The sequence below is a fragment of the Chromobacterium sphagni genome, assembly GCF_001855575.1.
GTDB lineage: Bacteria > Pseudomonadota > Gammaproteobacteria > Burkholderiales > Chromobacteriaceae > Chromobacterium > Chromobacterium sphagni.
In genome coordinates this window covers 3,486,947-3,502,605 of the sequence record NZ_MKCS01000001.1, presented here as the reverse complement: position 1 = coordinate 3,502,605, position 15,659 = coordinate 3,486,947, and the positions used below count along the sequence as shown (strand labels likewise).

Annotated in this window: 16 protein-coding genes; all 16 read right to left on the bottom strand. The window is 62.0% G+C overall.

The annotated features are described in order from the left end of the window. Positions 1 to 1,232, bottom strand: a 1,232-nt coding sequence (locus tag BI347_RS15880) for a hypothetical protein (RefSeq protein WP_071116303.1), incomplete at its 3' end; no start/stop codon positions are given. Continuing rightward, positions 1,232 to 2,179: an ATPase, T2SS/T4P/T4SS family gene (locus BI347_RS15875; RefSeq protein ID WP_043580176.1), complete on the bottom strand. Its 948-nt coding sequence runs from the start codon at positions 2,177 to 2,179 to the stop codon at positions 1,232 to 1,234. The genes BI347_RS15880 and BI347_RS15875, both read right to left, overlap by 1 nt. 48 nt (positions 2,180 to 2,227) lie before the next feature. Beyond that, positions 2,228 to 2,797: a type 4 pilus major pilin gene (locus BI347_RS15870; protein WP_071112189.1), complete on the bottom strand. Its 570-nt coding sequence runs from the start codon at positions 2,795 to 2,797 to the stop codon at positions 2,228 to 2,230. 79 nt (positions 2,798 to 2,876) lie between these two features. Beyond that, positions 2,877 to 3,983, bottom strand: a complete 1,107-nt coding sequence (locus BI347_RS15865; RefSeq protein ID WP_071116302.1) for a type II secretion system F family protein — start codon at positions 3,981 to 3,983, stop codon at positions 2,877 to 2,879. Beyond that, positions 3,983 to 5,905 (bottom strand): hypothetical protein, encoded by a 1,923-nt coding sequence (locus BI347_RS15860; RefSeq protein WP_071116301.1) that lies wholly within the window; start codon positions 5,903 to 5,905, stop codon positions 3,983 to 3,985. Before BI347_RS15860 ends, BI347_RS15865 begins: the two co-directional genes overlap by 1 nt. Positions 5,906 to 5,919: 14 nt before the next feature. After that, positions 5,920 to 7,548 (bottom strand): GspE/PulE family protein, encoded by a 1,629-nt coding sequence (locus BI347_RS15855; RefSeq protein WP_158020803.1) that lies wholly within the window; start codon positions 7,546 to 7,548, stop codon positions 5,920 to 5,922. Between the two features lie 138 nt (positions 7,549 to 7,686). Beyond that, complete coding sequence (locus BI347_RS15850; protein WP_071112193.1) at positions 7,687 to 8,103, bottom strand: hypothetical protein; 417 nt, start codon at positions 8,101 to 8,103, stop codon at positions 7,687 to 7,689. Next, positions 8,093 to 9,376, bottom strand: coding sequence for a type 4b pilus protein PilO2 (gene pilO2, locus BI347_RS15845; RefSeq protein WP_071116300.1), 1,284 nt, complete (start codon positions 9,374 to 9,376; stop codon positions 8,093 to 8,095). Before pilO2 ends, BI347_RS15850 begins: the two co-directional genes overlap by 11 nt. 1 nt (position 9,377) lies before the next feature. After that, a complete protein-coding gene (gene pilN, locus BI347_RS15840; RefSeq protein WP_071116299.1) occupies positions 9,378 to 11,045 on the bottom strand; it encodes a PilN family type IVB pilus formation outer membrane protein in 1,668 nt (555 codons plus the stop codon). 10 nt (positions 11,046 to 11,055) lie between these two features. Continuing rightward, positions 11,056 to 11,469, bottom strand: coding sequence for a toxin co-regulated pilus biosynthesis Q family protein (locus tag BI347_RS15835; protein WP_071116298.1), 414 nt, complete (start codon positions 11,467 to 11,469; stop codon positions 11,056 to 11,058). 76 nt (positions 11,470 to 11,545) lie between these two features. Further along, positions 11,546 to 12,457, bottom strand: a complete 912-nt coding sequence (locus BI347_RS15830; RefSeq protein ID WP_071116297.1) for a secretion/conjugation apparatus DotM-related subunit — start codon at positions 12,455 to 12,457, stop codon at positions 11,546 to 11,548. Then, a complete protein-coding gene (locus tag BI347_RS15825) occupies positions 12,457 to 12,714 on the bottom strand; it encodes a hypothetical protein (protein ID WP_071116296.1) in 258 nt (85 codons plus the stop codon). The genes BI347_RS15830 and BI347_RS15825 overlap by 1 nt, the downstream gene beginning before the upstream one ends. Before the next feature lie 8 nt (positions 12,715 to 12,722). Further along, positions 12,723 to 12,947: a hypothetical protein gene (locus tag BI347_RS15820; RefSeq protein WP_139167234.1), complete on the bottom strand. Its 225-nt coding sequence runs from the start codon at positions 12,945 to 12,947 to the stop codon at positions 12,723 to 12,725. A 28-nt stretch (positions 12,948 to 12,975) separates the two neighbouring features. Continuing rightward, complete coding sequence (locus BI347_RS15815; protein WP_071114991.1) at positions 12,976 to 14,094, bottom strand: type IV pilus twitching motility protein PilT; 1,119 nt, start codon at positions 14,092 to 14,094, stop codon at positions 12,976 to 12,978. Then, the gene (locus BI347_RS15810) at positions 14,094 to 14,915 is read right to left on the bottom strand and encodes a type IV secretory system conjugative DNA transfer family protein (RefSeq protein ID WP_071114992.1); all 822 of its coding nucleotides are present in this window, start codon (positions 14,913 to 14,915) and stop codon (positions 14,094 to 14,096) included. The genes BI347_RS15815 and BI347_RS15810 overlap by 1 nt, the downstream gene beginning before the upstream one ends. A 7-nt stretch (positions 14,916 to 14,922) precedes the next feature. Further along, positions 14,923 to 15,645, bottom strand: a complete 723-nt coding sequence (locus BI347_RS15805; protein WP_071114993.1) for a DotD/TraH family lipoprotein — start codon at positions 15,643 to 15,645, stop codon at positions 14,923 to 14,925. Between the last annotated feature and the right edge of the window lie 14 nt (positions 15,646 to 15,659).

Sequence of the window (15,659 nt, the reverse complement as noted above, 5' to 3'; positions counted from 1 at the left end):
TTAGGAAGATTCAAAGTATACGTTCGCTGAGGAGCTTGTGAGCTGGAACATAGATTAGTGCCTGTTGTAAATTCGGCACCATCAAAGCTATCAGAATAGGATGTCGGGATTGGCTGCGTCCCCCACCGACCGGATTGGCAAGAAAGTATCAATCCATTGGCATCATGCCCAATTAGTCCAAATGGGCTACAGCCTTCGCCCTCCAGAGCCTGCCCATCTGCCTGCAAGAACTCGCCAGCCCTGACACGTCCACCAGCACTTACGCCTCCATTGGCACTTACGTTTCCATTGGCACCGACGCTTCCATTAACTCCCAGATTTCCTTTTATCGTGCCATCCTGGCCAACAGCCAGATTGCCGTTGGCACTCAGGTTCCGCCCGGCACTCACATCCAGCGCGGCCTTGACGCTGCCGCCATTGGCGTTCATGTTGCCGAAGTTGCTGGTGATGTCGCCGTTCATCGCCAGCGCGCCCGCGCCATTGATATCCTGGGCACTGACGATGTTTTTGCCCCCCATGTCCAGATTGCCCAGCATCTTCTTGCTGCCATCCAACCTCAGGAAAACGTTCAGATCAGAGCGGTTATAGCCGCCACGCACCGCCACGATGCCGCCGACACTCCCCAAAGGATTAGCAATCGGTATCGCGTTGCCGTTGCCAGCGGTTCTGAAAGTCATCTTGCTTAAGTCGGGAGGCATGGCGGCGCCGCCATCCGGGCCGATCTGCTGCACAGCGGAGGCAACGGCGACATAGTCGACATCGTTGTCCGCCGATGGGTAAGGCAGGCGCAGCGGCTTGTCGACATAGGTCAAAGCGTTGATATTGCAGGTGCCAGGACTGCCAGCGATGCATTTGCGATCCCCTTGCGTCGGATCGTCCCCGCTGATCACGATCTGATAAGACGCGCCAGCAAGCGGCGGCACAGTTCCAAGCGATGGCATCCCCACCACGCTGGCGATTTCAGCCGGGGTCGGGTTCAGCGGTCTGGCCACGCCGCCCAGCGCCGGCACCACAGGCTGATTGAGAACAGCCTGCACCAGTTGGTCGTGGTGCTGCACCACATAGCTCTGCACGCCTTTGCCCAAATCAGCAAGCGCGCTTCCCAGCAACTGGCCGCGGCTGGCTCGCCATTCGCTAACTTGGCGCACGCCTAGATAGGCCAGTCCCATGCCGATCAATGCCACCGCGATGGCCAGGCCTATCAGCATTTCCCCCGCTTGCTTCCTGCGCATTACGCCCCCCTGCCCTGAATGTTCTTGCGTCTTTGGATGTCTATCTCCCCCTCCAGGCGCGCGTATTCGCCCTTATTGATGAATTGGGAGAGGTCCTTGCGGTCGCGCAGGTCCAAGGAAGTGACCTGCGGAATGCCGTTGTCCAGGCGCTGGTGGAACACCATGCGCAGGGAGTCGGCGATGAACTCATCCGCCTGCGCCTCGCCGCCAGCCCTGGCCAGCGACGCCAGGCGGCGCAGCGCCGACGGGATATCGCGCGAGTGGATGGTGGACAGCACCAAGTGGCCGTCCACCGCGATGCGCAGCAGCTCCGCCGCGCTATGCGCGTCGCGCACCTCGCCTATCATCAGCATGGAGCGATCGCGCGCCGGAAAGGAACGCAAGGCGGTGGTGATGGCTTCCGCGTAACGGCGGTCGAAGTTGAACTCCTGCCCGGATGGCGAATCGGCCACGTCTATCTGCGTGCAATAGCCATCGCCATGCCAGCCTTCGATGACGATTTCCACCGGGTCCTCCACCGTCTGGGCGAAACCGCCGAACTTCTCCAGCCGACTCACCACCATGGCATTCATGGTGGTGGTCTTGCCGGAGCCCGTCAGCCCGGAAAACAACACCAGGCCGCCGCTTTTCTTCAGTTCGTCCGACTGCATCATGGTGGTATGAAAGTCCAGCAGGCGCAGATCATTCAGCCGAGGCGCCTTGTTCATCACCAATCGGCAGGCATAGCGGTATTGCTGCATCCGCTGCACCCGCCAGCGCAGCCCGCCGATGGTGATGGTGAAGCCTGTGCGGCGGCCAACTTCCTGCTGTTCGGTGAGCACCACTTCGGTCAGCTTCATCAGGAAATTCTTGTACTCTTCGCCGGGCTTGATCTGCCCAGGGAAAAGCACGCTGGATTTCCAGTCGCGCACGTGCAGCTGGACATCGGTAATGATCTGTTGCGCCATGGACTTTAAACGCCCTCATGCCTGCGCGCGTTCGCGCAGAAGTGTCGATTACAAGGAAAACACATAAGTAAGGGTGTTGGACGTCGAGGCATTGCAGGCGGTCGCCAATGCGCTCGCGTTCAACGCGGTGCCAGCCTTCAAGTCTTTCACGGTGGTACTGCCGACCTGAAGTTGGACAAACAGCGACTGGATATTGGGTACCAACCGCAGGCAGGCCTCGGACGAATAACCGGTCGAAACGAGCTGCACGGCATCCTTGGAGGCGTAGTAGTCGATGGCGGACCAGGTAACGGTGCCGCCGAAGCGATTGAGAATGGTGGTTCCCGATACGCGGTCCGCCGCCATCAGCTTCAAGTTGATGGCCAACTGATTGGTCAAGCCGGCGGCCGGCACGCCGGAGCCGAATACCCGTTGCGCCTGCGAAACTTCCTGCTGCAGATCAGAGGTTTCGGAGTTCGACTTGATGTTGGTCATAATCGACGGCACCACGAGGAAGCCGATCGATAGGATGAAGGCGATGATGCCAACCGCCACCGACAGCTGAATCAGGTCAATACCCGCCTGGCGTTTGAGCGAACCGCTTCTGCCAGAAGCCGCGCGCCATTTGGAAGCATTCATGGGATCTCCAATGTGCCTGTTAGTTGTTAAATGGAGTATATACTATATCAAACTTACAAAATGCTTGGCAAAGGCTAAATCACACACTTCCTCCACCGGTCATCTGCTGAATCTGGTTGCCGGCTTCCAAGGCCGTCATCATCATCCCCGCGATGGTCAGCAAGATGAACAAGCCCACCACCACGATAAGGACATTGCGCATCACAGCGGAGCGCGCGCTGATCACCTCGGAGATTTCCTCGATGGTGGTCAGCCCTATCTTGCGGATGCCGCTTTCGAAGTTGCTGCGCTCGGAGTATTCGGAAATCCGGTCGAAAATCTCCTCGGAAAACAGACCGGTATCCATCGCCTTCAGAATGCTGCGGTTGCTGGTCAGCGCCAGACGGATGCGCGCCAGATGCCAGCGCATCCAGGGCGTGGAACCCTGCTCCAATAGCAATACGGCGTCGTACACCGCGGTATTGGCTTGCGACAGCGCCGCCAGCGACACCAGAAACTCGCTGGCCTTCAAGTCGCGGTATACGGAATACGGCAGATGGCGGTCCAGCCGGTTGCGCAGCGGGCTGGCCCAGCGCGGCAATGACCAGAAATAGGCCACGGCCAGCAATGCCGGCACGCCGTAAATCAGATACCAGTAATTGCGGATGGCCAGAGACAGGTAGTACAGCACCTTGCCGACCAGCGGAAACCTATCCGCCGGCATGATCTGCTCCATGATGGGCATCATGCCCAGCGCCACCCCCAGCTGCACGCCGGTCATCAACAGCAACAGAAAAATCGGCAGCGCGATCGCCATCTTGATCGCCTCGGCGTTGCCCTCCCGTATCTTCACCACCTTGGCTAGAAAACGCAGCGCCTCCGGCAGGTCGCCGCGCTCGCCGGAGCCGATCACCATCAGGTCGTCGGCCGGCACCGTGCCTTCCCAGGCGCCGCGCAGGTTCATCGACGCCGCGCGGTCGCGCCAATAGGCGAACAAGGGCGCCATGGCATTGCCGCGTTCGCGCGCCAGCATGTACTTGTGGGAAAACAGCTCGTACGGGTTGGCGCCGTCCTCGATGGAGTCGGCCAAGTCGCCGTAGAATTTGGTGCGCAGCTTCATGAACTTGCGCTTGGCCTTGGCCAGGCCGGCGTACTTCTGCTCATGCGCCGGCGCAATGCCGAAAAATCGTCGAATCAGGTTCAGCATCACAGGCTCCCTGCGCTACGGTAATCCACTCGCCCGGCCTGGATGGCCTGGAACAGCTGCGAGCTGATGCGCTGATCTGGCCGCAAACCCTTGTCCACCAGATCTGCAGGCATGCTCGCGCCAAAATCGCGCTGGCACAATTTGCCGTCCCACACCTCGCTCAGCCACACCTCGCCGGCATAGCCGTTGCCGCAGCATGGCTCGCGCAGATTGCGGGTTTTGACATGGCCGAAGTCCGCGCTGCGGAAGTTGCTCACCACCTCGGTCAGCTCGCGCGCGGCCTGGTCCGCATCAACCGCCAGCGCGCAAATCGGGCAAAGCGCCGGCATGCGAACCGTATTGACCCCCATGGCGACCCGGCCCTTGGCCCAGGCGGCCTGCTCGCCCAGAATCAGCATCAGCGCCGATTCCGCCGTGCTGTTCTTGCCGGGGTAGACTGCCAGCACCGGCCCGTGGCTGGCGCGCAGCTGCTGCGCATCGGGATTGAGCCACAGCGCCGGCAGTCCGGCGGCGACTGTAGCGTTGACGGCTCCGCCGGCCACGCCCTGGCTCCAGGCTTCCGCCATCAACGCCGCCGCCATGGCCTCGGCCATTTCGCCGGCCACAAAGACAATGGCGCCCGGACGCGACAGTTCCCTCACCAAGCGATTGACCGCCGTCTTGTCGTCCAGCCCCAACGCCGCCAGCGAGGCCGCCTTGCCGCGGCCAGCCCAAACCGCCCTGTCTGAAACGCACCAGATGCCGGCATCGCTCACATCCGGCTTCGTTCCCAGCCCGCCCAGCAATTCAGCGGCTTCGCCGGCATGGCGCATGGCCACCGCCTCCATGCCATGTGTGGTTTCCAGCAGCAACAACCGCTGGCCGGCCGCAGCCGGCACAGCATATAAACGGCTGGCATCGGCCACCGCCAGCGCGTACTCGACATCGCCGCCGGCAATGATTTCCGGCCATAGGAAACGGCGCTGCGCCCAACGATAGGCATAAGAGGTCAGCAGCACCACTTTCCAGCGCTTGCTGGCACGATCCAGCTCGCCACAGATATCCGCCACCCGATCCCTGACCTCGCGGCGCGTGCCGTCCACGACGAACAGCGCCTGAGCGCCATAAGCAGCGCCTTTCAGGTAAAAGTAACCGTGCCGCCCCAACTCGTCGCTGTCGCGGGTGGCCCTGGGCAGCTCGCTTCTGGTCGTCAACGGGATGTTCGCCAGGTCGGCGAAAGTCTGGGGCAACGCCTCCACCGGCCAATACGCCGCCACCTGCTCGACATAACGGTCGTCGTTGACCAGACCCAGCGCGTCCAGGTTGTCGAACACCTGCCAGGCTTCATGCCCCAACATGCCGCGTTCAGCCGCCACGCGCGCCCATGGCGGCACCGGCAAGGCATCGCTCACCTCATGTTCCTGCACCAGCACGGCCGGTTGCCGCACCGTACCCACCAGCGGCTCGCTATACCCCATGTCAAACTCTTCGCTGCTATGCACACCTTCGCCGCGCGCCTCCTGCGCCACGCGGTGCAACAACGCCAGGCGCTCTTCGCTGAGGCTGGCGGCGCGCCTCGCCGGCTGGGGATTGGCAGGAATCGGCTCCAACGGGGCCAATACCTCCTGCGCGGTTGTAGGCGCGAAAGGCGCGCGCGGGTCAGCCGTCGGGGCCTCGCCGGCAGGCTTCCCATCCTCCTGCGGCATCATCGGCGCCGATTCCCGCACCGCGTCCAGCGCGATGCCGAAACCGCCGTCCCGGATATCGGCCAGCGGCGCGTCCTGCAGCCACTCGGATTCCACAACCAGAGGCAACACCTCCTCAAGCTCGTCATCAGTATCGTCTTGCGCTGCCGGCGGAGCGCTCACAGCCTTGCCGGCCGGCCCCTTGCCATAACCGAATCTGCCCAGCAGACTCTTGAAGGCGTCATCACCATCGGCCATCCCTGTTCCTTCAATCAATTAGCCAAACTCAACGGGCGGTATTTCTTCAACTTGCGGAATGCCGACTCCACATCGCGCGGGTCCAGCAATCCCAGCGACATCTTGTAGATCGCGTGCTCCATCGCGGTCTTGCCCAGCATCCTGGGGTCGTACAGCCTGCCATTGCTTTTGGCGCGCCAATCCCTCTCCGCCTCCCAGAAACGCCCCTCCCGGATCATGGGCAGCATGTCCTCGGTCACTTCGCAGACTTCAGCCACCACGGTCTGCCCCTTGGTGCCCAGGTGCCGGCACGCGGGGCAGCCCGGCCCCATCACCCGAACCGCGCCCACATCGATGCCCAGCGAGGCGATCACCATCAGATACTCGTCGTCCAGCACTTCCGCAGCCAGCTGGCTGCATTCCGGGCACAGCACCGGCACCAGCTTCTGGTAGACCAGCGCAGTCAGGAAATCCGGCGCCGCCAGCGCCTGGATGGGAATGCCGATCTCGGCGTCGGTCAGCCGCGGGATGATGCCGAAACCGCTGGACGCGTGGACGGTGGACAGCACTTGGTGGCCGGTCTGCGTCATCGCCTTGGCGAAGGAGCCGGTTTCGGCATCGCGGATTTCGCCGCCCATCACCTTGTCAGGGTCGCCGCGCAGCAACACCTTGGCCGCCGCGCCGAACGGCGTCTCGCCCCCCTCTTTTTTGCCATCTTCAGCCTTGCGCTGGATCGGGATCTGCGTGACGTGCGGCTGGATGTACTCCACCGGGTCTTCTATCGAGAAGAATTTCTTGCCGGACTCGCGTTCGTAAGTCATCAGCGTGCGCAAGGTGGTGGTCTTGCCCGAACCGGTTTCGCCGGCGATGATGGTCAGCCCCGGGGAACGGTATACCGCGTCCTCAAGCACCTCCACCTGATCGTCGGAATAACCCAGCTGCGATAAGGAGAGAATGTCCTTCTCCACCGCCTCGTTCAGCAACACCCGCAGTATCACGTCGACGCCGCGGTTCTCCTTGACGCTCTGGAAGCGCAGCTGATAACTGCGCCCCTGGACCGCGATATTGATCGAACAGCTCTGGTGCTTGTTCTCGTCAAAGTGGTTGTGGCTGCGGCTGCTGGAATCGGCGCGCGAGTTGTAGGCAGTGGAGATCGCATCCATCATCGCGTTGAAATCGCGCAGCAGCCGGTCCTTGGGATCGCTGTCGCGCAGTTTGCCGTGAATGCGGTAGCGCACCAGCACGTGGTTTCCGCCGCGGAACTCGAAATGGATATCGGTTGCCCTAAGATCGATCGCCTTCTCTATCACCAGATCGAAGTTGCGGTAGCCGCCGGTCTTGGCATCGCCGTCGCGGTGGCTGGATTCCACGTTATGCTGCTGCAACTGCGAGTGCACCAGCAGGATTTCCTCCATCGACCCGACATAGATTCCCAGGCAGCTCCACTTGGTGCGGGAACGCACCCCCGCATCGAAGCGCTGCAGCAAATCGGTGCTGCGCAGCTGCAGATAAGCCACGTCCTCCAGCAACAGGATGTACTGCCTGGACTTGGCCGAGCCCAACAGCAAGGCGCTATTCTCATATCCAGGCAATACCAGGTCGCCTTCCTGCCGCCAGCCGTGGTGGCGGATGGACTCCGACTTCAGTCCGCCGATCCGGCGCACGGGCAAGCCCTGGGATGCCGCCTGCCGGCCGCGGCCATCCTGCCGGGCGTCCGAAGAAGCCGCCGACTTGGCGTCCCCGCGCCCTATGACCTCAGAAAACCAACTACACATGGCGAGACCTGCCTCTCCACTTCCCGTTCAACGCTGCTCCGGCCCGCTGGCGGTGCCGGCATCCATCAGCAGGCGTTTTCGCTTGCCGGCGTGGGCGACGTCGACATAGTCATCGCCTACAGCTACCACTTTCCACGACTGCACCACATCGCCCTCGCGCACCATCTTGCCATAGCGGCCATCCACCACCAGGTAAGCTTTGCGCACCTTGCCATTGCCCTGGATGAACACCACATCGAACACCTGGGATGTGCCATTCTTGCCCGGAATCGGCGTGCCGCTGCTCAAGGCGGGCGGCGGCGGCGCCTGCATGGGCAAAGGCGGCAAACCGCCCGGAATCGCGGCCGGCGCCGGCGCCAGCGCGTTCTTGGCAAAGGAATCGATGGTTTCACCGCAAGCAAGCAAGGGAAACAGCAACAGCAAGGCAAACAATTTATTGGACATAGAAAGTACCCTTCGCCGTGAATTCAGGCTTTTTATCATTGAGCGTCACCTCGACGGCATCGAGCGTCATATTGCCGGCCCGCTCCATCAGGCCAGGCACCGAATCCAGGAAGGCCAGATGGCCCTGCATGCTCCAGCTGCCCTTGGCGAGCGCGGGCACCTTGTTTGCTCGATTCTTCAGCTCCGGAGGCAGTGGCACCAACGGCTCGACCTTGCCCAATGCCACGGCCATCAGCTTGCCCTCGCCCTTGCCGCCCTTGCCCAGATCGTCCAGCGCCTGCATCCGCACGCCGGCCGTCATGTAGAATTTCGCCACGTCGATCGGCGTGGATTGAGGAGCGGCCGGCGTCTCGAGCAGCGGCACGGTCTCCATCGCGCTGCCCATATCCTGGAACTGCACCGACTTGCGCTGATCCAGCAAGGTCTGGAAAGTGCCGCCGTCTTGTCGCTTCCAGTTGATTACGCACCCTTTGTCTCTGCAGGAGATGCCCCCCACCCGCCAACCGCCAACCTCAAACGGCAACTGCTGCACCACCGCCAGCATCGTCCTAGCGTATGCCGCGCCGTGATTGAGCGGAGCCTGCTTCAAGGCGCTCTGCATCTGGTTGCGATAGGACGTCATCGGATCCGGCTGTTGGGAGGCGGCCGCATCCAACGCGGCCAAGCGATCCTTTTCTTGTTGCTGCATCCACCACCAGCCCCCGCCGACCAGCCCGCCCAATACCACGAACATCAACGCGACGCCCAACAGACGCGACCCTGGCAGCGGCTGGAGCCGGTAGGAAACTTTCTCCTCATCGGTCAGCGAGGTGACGATGTCTTCCAGATTGACATGCCGGGTGACCTCCAGCAGGTCGTCCTCAATGTCGCCGAGGATGGTGACGCCGGTGCCCACCTCCTGGATGAACTGGCGAGCGGCATCCAGGGCCGCCTCCCGGGCGATGACCCGGTCCTGCATCGGCTTGCCGTCATGAATCGCCACCAGCACCAGCTTGGATGGATCTTCCGGATCGCGATGCAGAAACAGGATGTTCGGATCGTCCGATACCTCGCGCAACAAACCGGCCAGTGCGAAGAACTCGCCCTTGCGCACATTTCCGGCCAGATTCGCCAGGCCGGCGACCCGGACTCCCAGCGCATTCTGCAGCACCAGAAACTGCCTGGCGCCACGGCGCGAAGCCAGTTCGCGGACCTCTTCGGACTCCTTGCTCAGCCCCAGCAGCGGTTCCCACTGGATTTCGACGGCCAGGTTGCCGAAAAGCACTCTGGCCATGTCACACTCCCTCGGTAAGCTGCGGCGTGATCACGATGATGGTTTCCTCATCGTTTTGCGACGCCGACTTGCTGCCGCCTTCGTAATTGAACATACCCTTGCGGGCCGTATTGTTCTTGGCCCGGCGGAAACCGCTGAGAATCAGCGTCTGCCCCGATTTCAGCGAAGCACGCTGCATGGTCTGCACCGCCGACGTGATCGGCGTCTGGATGCTGTTGTCGCCGGATTTGGCCTCGTTAATCTCCGTCAGTTCGGACAGGTCTATCTGCACCTGCAACATCACGCTGCGGTTGTCCAGCAAGGTGGGCAGCAGATTCATCACGAACCCCGTGGTGACCACGCCAGGCGTCAACCCCACGCTGGCCGCCGAGCCATTGGTCCCCGGCGTCGAAGTGACGCTGGCCAGATAGCCCTGATTATTGGTAACGGCCACCGGCGCCGGCTGATTGTTGAGCGTCACCACATTGGTATTCACCACCGTGCTGACCCGGCCCTGCTGGCTCAACGCCTTGAGCAGAATCTGCGATCCGCTAAACTGGCCGGAATTCATGGTGATGCCGAAAATGCCCGCCCCTTTGAGAGTGTCGCCAGCCGCGTTGAACGTGCTGCCCCAGCCGCTGGACGCGGCCTTGTAGACCAGATTCCAATCTATGCCGGAGGCCGAATCCTCGGTCAGCCGCACCGAGAACACCTGCACAGACAGATTCACCTGGCGTCCCAGCACCGCGTTTTCGCCATCTATGTAATGCCGCACCCGCTCCACTACATCGGCGGAGTCGGTCACGGTGATCGAGCTGGTCATTTCCGAAGGCATCGCCTTGCCCAGCGGCGATAGCATGCTGTTGACGGTATCGCTCAGCTTGTCCCAGTAACGCAGCTCGGAAGTCATGCTGACCGAAGAGTCGGAGCCGAAGTTGATCGTGGAGCCGCCGCTACTCCCCCCGCTGCCACCTGAGCTGCCGCTGCCCCCGGAGGTGGTTTGCGAACTCTTGCCGACCTTGGCGGAATAGCTGGAAACGCCAGGCATGGTCTTGATCTGAAAGGTGCGGGTAACCAGGCGGGAAAACTCCACCACGCCGTTGCGGTAGCTCCAGTTGGTGCTGGTTTTGTTGGCCACCGCGTCAAGCAGGCCGCGCAGCGTGCCTGAATAGTTCAGTTGCGCTTTTGGCTCCGCATCCAATGCCGGAGCGCTTCCCGCTCCCGGATACGATGTTCCGCCCATTCCCATTCCCATTCCCATTCCGCCCGGCAGCGGCGGCATGCCTGGAGGAGGAGATGGCATGCCAGGCTGCTGGGTGCCATTGCCGCCAGATTTACTGGTCGTAATGCCGAAGATATCGCGCGCCAGGCGGATGGTGACGCCCTGCTCCTTGCCGATCTGTTCGGTCATCAGGGACAGGGGCAGCAGCCGGCCCGAACTGAAGCTAGCGGCCTGATCGAACCTGGGCGGCAAGCTGTCTATCTCATCCATCACCACCGAGCGCTGGGCAAACCAGGCGCCGCTGTCGCGCTCCACCAAGGATAAAGAAGGATAGGTCAGATTGGATTCTGCGCTGCGCAGCACCCGTTGCGTTTCCGCCACCCTGTCGTCCGTCTTCTGCAACATGCCGGGCGTACCGCAACCGGCCAGCACCGCGGTTCCGCATAGCGCGGCCACAATCTTCTTCATGCCTGTTTCCTTAGCGTGTCGCGTGGATCACGCGAATGACCTTGTTTGCCTCGTAGACCTTGATGCGGATCGGCGTATCGGTGTTCTGCAACGACTTGGCCACCTGCTCCATCACCTCAAGGAACGTTCCGCTGAATGTCGCCGGATAATCGATGGGGAAGTCGCGCTCCATCTCCCAGGCCAGCTCCCAGCCATTGGCCTTGGCGTAGTCGCGCAAGGCGGCGGAAATGCGGCCCTTGCCCGGCACCAGTTGCAGCACATTGCGGCCTTGGCCGAACTCGATGGGACGACCCTCCGCGCCGCGGCCTGCCACCTCCCCGGATCCGCCATCCTTGGCCTTGTCGTTGTCCAGATAGATAAAACCGGCCTCGGCATGCAGCGCGCACACCAGCAAAGATGCCGCGAGCAATGTTTTTTGCTTCATGACCTGAACCTTATTGATTCACTTTAATAGGTATGATATCAAACTTTTCATGATATCAGTCAAATAAAAATCCCACTCAGGCTCCTGGCACCGGCATGCCCCTCTGCTGCAGGATCTGCTGGATGGTCAGACTCAGGTAGCGCCGCATGATCACCAGGCAGCCATACAGCCGCACATCGCGTAACGGCTTGCGCTCGGCCAGTTCCATGTAATAGTGCGCCATGATGCCGACGCCCTCCATGAACACGGTCTTGCGGCCGACGCTGGCCAATGCCGCCCATAGCTCCGGATGATCGTGGCGGAACAGGATAGGCCGCGCCCAATCGCAACGCACCACGCCATTCTTTTCCCGATGATGGTGCAACAGCCTGACCATGGCGGTAGACCGGTAGGCGTGCTTGTCGCAAGCCAGCTTGACCAGCTTGGGGCTCACGCCCAGCTTGCGCGCGAAACCCACCAGCAAGGGATCGTTCGGATTGGAGGGCTCCCCCACCTGCTTTTCCAGCGCCGACAGGAATTTTTCGTCGAAATCCGCCGCCTCGTGATTCAGCCCGTTGACCCTCATCCATTCCGACACCTGATAAAGCTGCCTCTCCTTCGGGTCCAGGCCACGGGCGCGTATTACCTGATTGAAGGTCTGGCGGTTGGCAGGACGATTCGACCATACCCGCCGCACTGCATGCTCCCTGCGAACATGCTTGAGCAGGAACGGCGCAACCGGAATGGCAAGCAGCCAGCCCAGGAAGTAATCCAGCACGATGGCCCGAAACAGGGTGGGCTGCTCGCGCAACCATTCCGCGCCATGGGCGAACGGCACGCCCAACACCGGCATCTTCGCCAAAAACAGATAACGACCATAGGTGCTCTGCATCCACTTCAGCCACAAATGCGGCGCGAAATACCATGCCACACCGACCAAGACCAACAATGCGATGATGAAGAACAACTTGTCGTCGCCACCGCCGCCCGCGCCATTGCGCGCGGCCATCAATCGGGGCTCCGGCAGGCTGGCCGCGCGCGATAGGCGCGGCCGCTCAGCTTGGCCTTGACGTAGCGGAAAGCTTGCTCGATCGGCACACCCTTGTATTCAAAGAAGATCAGCACAGCGAAAATGACCAGCATCGCCAGCACCGTGTACCATTTGAACTTCAGGATCAGCACCGGCAGTATGTAAAACGCCTTGGAGTCCAGCCAAGGGGTGAATCGGGGCGATTGGGCGGCAAACACCCACAGTTGTCCATCCATGCCTTACCTCACCAGAGAGAATCTTTTGTCACGACGTAATGGGGCCGGCCGCTCTCGTCCTTGCCCTTATAGCTGAGATTGGCATCCGCCGGAACCGACGCCCCCGCGCCACCCCCGCCCCACGACGCGCCGACCGTGACGCCGGCCAGAAAAATCAGGACGCCCACCGCCGCCAGCAGCACTTCATAGGGCAGCCGATCGAAAACCGCTTTCGCCAGCGCGGCTAATTTCATCGAAGCCTTCTGTTGTCTCATCATCCGCTCAACCACTCATCAGATAGGTAATGACGTCCTCCTGCCGGACGCGGCCCTGCTCGATCAAATCCAGCGCGCTCTGACGCATAGGCTGGCCGTACAGATTTACCTTCTCCCGCATCAGCTGGAACACCCGTTCGGAATTGGCGGCGATTTCCTGCGCCACCGTGCCGGCGCTGCCCAGCTTGGTGAAGTCCAGGCACTCGCGCACCGGCACCCGCTTGCCGTCCGTTGTCGGCACCAGGTGCTGGCACACCACATACTTCAAGGTGGTGGCCAGGTTGTAGATCATCACCGCCCGCATCGCCTGGGGAAAAAACTTGGACCAATAGTCGAAAAGCTCCGGAATGGTGTTCGGGTGCATGGTGGCGTACACCAGATGGCCGGACTGCGCCGCCCAGATCGCCGCCTGCGCGGTTTCCGCGTCCCGCACCTCCCCCACCAGCATGTGGGTCGGCGCCATCCGCAAGTGGGCGCGGATGCCGTCGGAAAAACTCTCCACCGATGTGCCCACCTGCATCTGGTCTATCACCGCGGTCGGCGCCGCCACCTTGCCGTAAACGAACTCCACCGGATCCTCGATGGTGCGCAGGATGCAGGATGAGTCGGGCCGCTCGACGTGGTCGCGCAGCAGCGACGACAGGGTCGCCGACTTGCCGGAGCCGGTGGGACCGGTCACCAGGATCAGGCCGGAACGCTGGGTGCGGCTGACATAGATCAGGTCCTCCGGCGTGTCGGCTTCCTTCAGCGTCCACGGCTCGGGCTTGATGCGGCGAAACGTCGCCGACGGGCCCGAGGTCTCGCTCTGCATGTCGCGCGCCACCGCCACCCGGTAACGCTGGCCGTCGACACCCTCGTAGACGAAGTCCAGCGAGCGTGCCTTGCCCATCACCATGTCGTAGCCGTTGACGTTGTCCTTGTAGGCCGCGGTCAGCAACTGGCGCATTTCGTTCTGCTGCAGCCGGCGCTGCATCACCAGCCGGTTGCGGCCGAACACCTTGGCCACCGGATATGTGTCCTGCTTGAGAAAAACGTCGCTGGCGTCGGAAAAGCGGTTGAGCAGACTTTCCAGATCCATGCGGCTGACTTTCGAGCTGTTGTCGAAATCGTCGTCAAATCCGGACATTAGCGGCCCCCATCGAAAAACTCGGCGGCGCCCAAATCGTTGATCGCCTTCCAGCGCGGCAGGTCCTTGACGAACACCACCGGCTGCGACACCACCTTGCGCACCACTTTCACGTCGATGCCGCCATCGGCGTCGACCACCTTCTGCTCCTGGCGGATCACCTTGGGCGCATCCACCATCCTCTTCAACCACAGCATCTTGTACAACAGCATGCCGTTGAAGCTTTCCTTCAATTGCGCCAGCTTGCTCTCATATGCCCCCTTGGCCGCCGCCACCCCGCTGGCCCAGCCCTGGCGCACGCCATCGTCCCAAGCGGCCTTCTCCTCCGGCGTAGCCGGCTTCAACGCCGCATCCGGCTCGCGCACCTCCGGCACCGGCTGCTGCATATAGTCCCACCAGCTGGGCGCGGTGGTGACGAAGCGCGCGTCCTCCCGCACCCGGTAGGAAGCCTCCACCGCCACCATGCTGGTGGGGCTTTCCAGGCGGACGGTATTTTTCGACGATGACAGCACCGGCGGCAGCAGCGAATCGGGCAGCAGCAAGCGGGAAAAGTCGAATACCCGCGACAGCGCCGCATCCTGCGACTGCAGCATAGCGTTGAGCCGTTCGCATTCCCGCACCTGGCCAAGCTGGGCGCCATAGGACAGGCCCGCGTTGTAGACCGCCCGAACCTTGAGCGCGGCCTCTTGCGACAGATAGCTTTTCGGCTGCCAATTCAGGGCGCTCTGCAGCGCGCCGCCATCTTCGAGCGGGATGGAATCGGCCGCCCAGGCGCCTCCCGCCAGACCGATGGAAAACACCCAAAACCACACGCGCGTCATGCCCGCCTCACTCTACCCGCTGGTGCAATCCCAGCGTTTCGCGCACCTTGCGCTCGCCCGCGCCGTCATCGACATAAGGGCCCACCGCAATCTGGAACTTGCGCCCCGCCGGACGGATCTGGGTGGCAAAGCCCTGATTCTTGTAGCCGTCGGCCACCCGTGCAGCCAGCTTGCGGTCGGAGAAGATGCCGCCGTCCATTGCGTACTTCTGGATCAAAGGCTTGGAAGCCGAAGCCTGGAAGGCGGTTTTCGGATCGCGGGTGTCGTTGATGGCGCGGGTGTAGTCCAGCACGATGGTCCTGGACTTCTCATCCACCGCCAGCACGAAGGGGAACTGGTCGCCTATCGAACGCAGCACCGCGATCACCGGCTGCGAAGAGCTCTTGATCCGCACGATGCTGTCCACATCGGCCGAGCCGCGCTCCTCGAAACGCCAACCTATGTTTTGCGCGATGTCCTGCACGATGCCGTGCGGCACGCCCACGTACTCGGTGGAGTACAAGCGGTTCAGATCATTGCTCGGCGTGGCCTCCAGGCTGGCTTTCAAGTCCTGCATCGCCTTGTCGCCGCTGTTGACCACAGTCATGCGCGCCAGCAGTTGCTGGCTGCGCGCGGCATCCTCGGCGGCCTTGGCCAACATCGCCAGCTCGGGGCTGGCGGCCGGCCCGCGCGCAACCGGCGCCGCGCAGCCGGCCACGGCACAAACAAGGCTGGCGATCAGGAATGGCATAGCAGCTCTCATGA